Source organism: Bacillus sp. LL01 (assembly GCF_001037965.1).
Genome location: NZ_LFEL01000119.1, coordinates 1 through 5366, shown reverse-complemented (window position 1 = coordinate 5366; position 5366 = coordinate 1). Strand labels below are relative to the sequence as shown.

At 40.4% G+C, this 5366-nt stretch carries 6 protein-coding genes; 1 reads left to right on the top strand and 5 read right to left on the bottom strand.

Features of this window, described 5'->3' with window-relative positions; genetic code table 11:
• Both AB685_RS25910 and lipA read right to left on the bottom strand, forming a co-directional pair.
• The coding region (locus tag AB685_RS25910; RefSeq protein WP_047973474.1) for a PLP-dependent transferase at nt 1–236 on the bottom strand (236 nt) is incomplete at its 3' end.
• Between the two features lie 188 nt (nt 237–424).
• Nucleotides 425–1333 carry a lipoyl synthase gene (lipA, locus tag AB685_RS25905; RefSeq protein ID WP_047973473.1) on the bottom strand — a complete coding sequence of 303 codons (909 nt, stop codon included), beginning with the start codon at nt 1331–1333 and terminating at the stop codon, nt 425–427.
• A gap of 197 nt (nt 1334–1530) precedes the next feature.
• On the opposite strand from lipA, the gene AB685_RS25900 reads away from it, so the two are divergent.
• Nucleotides 1531–2538, top strand: a complete 1008-nt coding sequence (locus AB685_RS25900) for a M23 family metallopeptidase (protein ID WP_047973472.1) — start codon at nt 1531–1533, stop codon at nt 2536–2538.
• Nucleotides 2539–2572: 34 nt separating this feature from the next.
• Here AB685_RS25900 and AB685_RS30640 read toward each other — a convergent pair whose 3' ends face one another.
• From AB685_RS30640 to AB685_RS25890, 3 genes are all read right to left on the bottom strand, one after another.
• Entirely contained in the window at nt 2573–2689 is a 117-nt protein-coding gene (locus AB685_RS30640) for a methionine/alanine import family NSS transporter small subunit (protein ID WP_082153780.1), read from the bottom strand.
• Entirely contained in the window at nt 2689–4218 is a 1530-nt protein-coding gene (locus tag AB685_RS25895; protein ID WP_047973471.1) for a sodium-dependent transporter, read from the bottom strand. Before AB685_RS25895 ends, AB685_RS30640 begins: the two co-directional genes overlap by 1 nt.
• 340 nt (nt 4219–4558) lie before the next feature.
• A partial coding sequence (locus AB685_RS25890) for a Na+/H+ antiporter NhaC family protein (protein WP_047973470.1) occupies nt 4559–5366 on the bottom strand: 808 nt, incomplete at its 5' end.

Below are 5366 nucleotides of genomic sequence, written 5' to 3'. Positions count from 1 at the left end.
CCACCTTCAAGTGCTGCTACACGTTTTTCAAATACATCTGTCGTTGGGTTCATCAGGCGAGTATAAATGTTTCCAAATTCGCTTAACGAAAATAGATTAGCCGCATGATCTGTATCTTTAAATCCATATGAAGTTGTTTGATACAAAGGAACGGCACGTGAAAATGTTGTAGGATCAATTTCTTGCCCAGCATGTATCGCTAATGTTTCAGGACGAAAATGGTTTTCTTCACTCATCTTAATTCCCCCAAGTATTGTATATATTTATGAATAGATCATATTGATTCAATAATATTCACACTATTCCGACTTGTCAAGTTAGAGTATTATTCCGCAACATTCATTCTAGTCTCTCATAACGAAAAAAACCCCGAAAGTTAGATTTTCCACTCTAACTTTCGGGGGGAGGTACCCGCGGGCTCTTTTTATGATTTAGCTACTTTATTAGCTTCTTCTCTTACTTGTGCTGAGTTTACTTGCTCATCAGCATGATAAGATGAACGAACGAGTGGACCAGACTCACAGTGGCTGAAGCCTTTTTCAAGAGCAATCTCCTTAAATTCAGCAAATTCTTCTGGTGTGTAGTATTTTAGAACTTTTAAGTGCTTCTTCGTTGGTTGTAAGTACTGACCGATCGTCATGATATCGACGTTATTTGCACGTAGATCATCCATTGTTTCAATAATCTCTTCACTTGTCTCTCCAAGTCCAATCATTAAGCTTGATTTCGTTGGAATCTCTGGGTTCATTTCTTTAGCACGACGTAAGAATTCTAATGTACGCTCATACGTTGCACGTGCACGAACTCTCGGTGAAAGACGAYGAACGGTTTCAATATTGTGGTTCATAATATTTGGTTTGGCATCCATTAATGTTTTTAAGCTATCAAAATTACCTAGCATATCAGAAGGTAAAACTTCGATTGTACAGAACGGGCTTTTACGACGAATAGCACGAACAGTTTCAGCAAATACAGCCGCACCACCGTCCTTTAAGTCATCACGCGCAACCGCTGTAATAACAGCATGCTTTAACCCCATCATTTCAACAGAGTCCGCTACACGTTCTGGCTCTTGTAGGTCAAGTTCAGTTGGAAGACCTGTCTTAACAGCACAGAAACGACATGCGCGTGTACAAACGTCACCTAGAATCATGAAGGTTGCCGTTTTTCTTACTGCCCAGCACTCATGAATGTTAGGACAGCGCGCTTCTTCACAAACTGTATGTAGATTCTTCTCGCGCATCATTTTCTTTAACCCTGTGTACGTTTCATTCGTATTTAACTTTATTTTTAGCCACTCCGGCTTGCGTAAATGTTCTTCTTTTTTTGCCACGTTACATCACTCCATCCGCTTTCCCATATTCTGCATACGAAAATCRACAAACCTCGCTGCATTTATCTTTCTATACTTTATCATGATTATTCGTAAATGACCAAACTCTCGCTCGAAATTTCCATTGATTCACTCATATTTTTCTCCAAAAACTTTGCACACTAGAGAAGAAGGGAATTCCTAGAGGAGGGAATAAAGTGAAGCGAGCAATACAACTATTATTATTGACCTTAATTATTATCAGTTCCACTCCACAACACACTCATGCTAACAATGAAGAACTGAGCCAGGAAGAGATTTTTAAAGGACGGATGGAGCTTTATCAAAAAATGGAGACAGTGACTCAAGTCCCTTGGTATTACTTAGCTGCCGCTGACACATATGAGAGAGGCTTACGTCGAGCTCAACGCGATCGTCCAAGAGAAGAAGGATTAATCTCTATTTATTATCAGCCAGAAGTGTGGGCTGGACCAATTAACCCCAATAAAGAAGATACGGATCCTTTGTCCATTAGCCTCTTTAATGGAGCCGGGCTTGATGGGAACGGTGATGGGATCGCAAGTTTAAACGATGATGAAGATGTACTCTACACATTTGCCAACTATTTAGAGCAGTACGGATTTGATGAAGAAGATTTTAGGATTGCCCTTTGGGATTATTACCAACGTGAGCAATCTGTCTCGATCATCCACGGACACGCTACCGTTTATGAGCATTTTGGAAATCTTGATTTAGATGATCATGCCTTCCCTATTCCACTTAACAATAATTACAGTTATAAGAACACATGGGGAGACCGTCGTGGTTGGGGAGGCAGACGTATACATGAAGGTACGGATATTTTCGCTGGTTACAATGTACCTGTCCGGGCAACGGCTTATGGAAAAGTTGAGGTTAAAGGCTGGAATATGTACGGAGGATGGCGTATTGGAATTCGTGACTTAGATAATATATACCATTATTACGCTCACTTAAGTGGCTTCGAAAAAGGAATTGAAGAAGGAAGCATCGTCTCACCTGGTGATGTGATTGGGTATTGTGGGAGTTCAGGATACGGAAAGCCAGGCACACAAGGTAAGTTCCCACCTCACCTCCACTACGGGATGTACAGAGATAATGGATATACAGAATGGTCATTTGATCCGTTTCCATCATTAAAGTCATGGGAAAGAAAAGCCTATCAGGATCGTAAAAAGAAAAAATAAAGGAGTCAGCATTATGCTGACTCCTTGTTTGTGTTTAAGATGATGCTTTCTTTTGTTTTGCTACTCTGACTGCATTTAAAATACTTAGAGCCATTCCGCCCCAAATGATTAGTATGCCAATAACCATCATGACAATTGCGCTTCCACTCATTATAGATCAGCTCCTTTATCATTTGAATCTGCCGGTACATCTAAGTCGTTCTTTTGCCATTTAAAGGATGCAAACACAAACCCGATCACAATGGCTCYAATTGCAACAACCCAGCCCCAGCTTACGACTAACGATGTTGGGTAGTCTTCATAATTAGAAGTAATATTGGTAATCGTATTCTGAATCGCCATGTACCCAAGAACAATTGGTGTAATGATGCTCAAGCAAACCTTCCACCATAGACCTGTTTTAAAGTCTGATACACCATTTGCATGACCTTGTAGTTCAGGAAGCTTACGAATGAACCAAGAAACAGCGATAACAGAAACTAGACCTGCTAATGCTACACCAAACTGGTTGATGAAGTAGTCAGCTGTATCTAAGAAGAAAAGTCCGCCCTGTGTAGCAAATAGTAAAGAAATAACGGCTGATAATCCTCCACCAAAGGCAACAGCTTTTGTACGAGAAAGCTTGAATTTGTCTTGAATGCCTGCAACAAATGTTTCAACAATTGATATAAGTGATGATAGACCAGCAAGTACTAATGATCCGAAGAATAAGACCCCGAAAAATCCATTCATACCTGGAAATGTATTAATGATTTCCGGGAAGACGACAAAGGCTAAACCAATACCTGCGCTTGCTACCTCGTCTACACCAACCCCAGATGCTGTTGCCATAAACCCAAGTGCTGCGAATACTCCAATCCCTGCTAACAACTCAAAACTCGAGTTACTAAAACCTGTAATAAAGGCATTATTATTAATATCCGATTTTTTCCCAAGGTAACTTGAGTAGGTAATCATGATTGCAAAGGCAATCGATAAACTGAAGAATATCTGACCGTATGCGGCTACCCACACCCCCGGCGACATAATCTCACTCMAGTTAGGCGCAAAGAATGCATCTAGACCAACTAATGCCCCTTCAAGTGTTAATGCACGAATAACAATTAATAAGAACATAACGACTAAAAGTGGGATGAAGATACGGTTAGCCATCTCAATTCCGCGTTTAACCCCTTTAAATAAAACCCCTAGCGTAACTGCCCAAACAACTAATAAAGGAATGAATACACCTGGTACAAGTGAGCCGACTTCACCAAGCGCTCCACCTGATAGATCAATTCGTTGAAGGTATTCCCCCATTAAGAATCCACCAGTGTCCTCGCCCCAACTTTGATTGAATGCAAAGTACGTATAAGCAATCGCCCACGCGATAATAACAGCGTAGTAAGTTGAGATAACAAAGGCAATTGCTACTTGCCACCAACCAATCCATTCTGCTTTTTTGTGTAAACGAGCATAAGAAAGTGGTGCAGATCCACGGTATTTATGACCTAATGTAAACTCCATAATAAGTAACGGAATCCCCGCTGTTAATAGTGCAAAAAGATAAGGTAAAAAGAATGCTCCTCCACCGTTTTCGTATGCAACATATGGAAAGCGCCAAATGTTACCTAAACCGACTGCTGACCCAATTGCTGCTAAGATAAATCCTGCTCGAGTCCCCCATTGCTCTCTAGCCATTTTCGATAACTCCCCTCTGTTGTGTGCTGTATTCCTTAAATCATATTCTAAAAATTCTGTAAATAGTATCCGCACAAAAATATTTTTTGTCGAAATTATATGACAATTATTTCGACAAGTCTATTTAGCGCATCAACGTATGGTAGTATCGTTTTTTTTCAACCCCTCCACCTTTCGAGTTATCAGACTATTCATTTTTTTATTATAATGATTACCCTGGGGTTTGTCAAAATAAATTTAAGAAAAATGTCACATTTATTAAAGGTTTTATTAAATCAATCCATAAAAGCAGGTAATAAGAACCAAAAAAGGCTTCTGCTAGGATGCAGAAGCCAATTTGCTACGCTTCAATTGGCGTAGAGAGCTTTTTCAATATAAGAACAGTAATGACAAGTAAAACGAATGCTGTCAGCAATGTTAAGATCACACTTCCAGTTGCACCAAGTACAAGATAGGAAAGTAACGTAATCACAGCTGCTACAATCGCATACGGAAGCTGAGTGACAACGTGGTCAATATGATGGCTTCCTGCTCCTGTAGAAGAGAGGATGGTCGTATCTGAGATAGGTGAGCAATGATCTCCGAAAATCGCTCCAGCAAGAACTGCTGCAAGCATCGGAAGCATCATCGTAATATCAATAACGGCAGCCATTTCTCCTGCTATCGGAAGTAGCAAACCAAACGTTCCCCAAGATGTTCCAGTTGAGAATGCAGCAAAACCGGCAATTAAGAATAAAATCGCTGGCAAGAACATTGGGTGGATGTTTCCATCGACTAGAGAAGCAAGATATTGCCCTGTTCCTAAATCACCAATTATCGCAATAATCGTCCAAGCGAAAAGTAAGATATAAATAGCTGGAAGCATGGACTTAATCCCAGCCCAGATTGTTGCGCCAAGATCACGTGCTTCAGTCTTCTTTATGAGATTAAGCACTAGAGCAACAGCAAAACCAATTAAACCACCATATAATAGTGATGTTGCGACATCTGTATTTTCAAACGTCGAAAGGATTGTTGCCGCACCTTCACTAGCTTGAATACCTGTAATAATCATGAATGCAACGGTACCAACAACCAAAGCAACGATTGGCCATACAAGATCGCCTACACGTCCTTTGTCACTAACTTTAAGATCCTCTTGGTCCCCA

Coding starts and splice junctions, on each gene's coding strand:
- AB685_RS30640 (WP_082153780.1), bottom strand. CDS start 2,689: ATGAGTGGAAGCGCAATTGTCATGATGGTTATTGGCATACTAATCATT.